This is a genomic window from Bradyrhizobium ferriligni (assembly GCF_056837965.1).
The window spans coordinates 1-410 of the sequence record NZ_JBXEJO010000351.1; the positions used below are offsets into that span (position 1 = coordinate 1).

Below are 410 nucleotides of genomic sequence, written 5' to 3' on the forward strand. Positions count from 1 at the left end.
GCTCCATGCCATCGCCAAGCGGAGGACGTTTCTCGAACACCGCCTGCCAGAAGTCCAGCAGACACGGCAGCAACCGCTTCGCCATCATCGCCAGTTCGCCCATGTCGACCGGCACGATGACCAGTTCGTCCTTATCCGGGTCGTAGCTCACGAAGAACGCTCGCTTGTCGTTGCCCCAGGACTCAGGCATACCCCAAGCGACCAGCGCCTGGTGCGCGATTTGTGGCACGTAGTAATCGACCACCTGGCCATTCTTGGCCATCTCGTGAACCTTCGCGGATGGCACCTTGATCTCGACGATCGTATTGCCATCCAGGCTCATGCCATCGAACGATGCCGAAAGCTGCGGAAAGGGTTCGCACTCGCCGAAGCAAGGCGACACCATTTCGCCCGTCTTCGCCTCATACGCC

At 60.0% G+C, this 410-nt stretch carries 1 protein-coding gene; it reads right to left on the bottom strand.

The genetic code is table 11. From position 1 onward, the window contains the following. A partial coding sequence (locus AC1VNY_RS42790; protein ID WP_482409721.1) for a YqaJ viral recombinase family protein occupies positions 1-410 on the bottom strand: 410 nt, incomplete at both ends.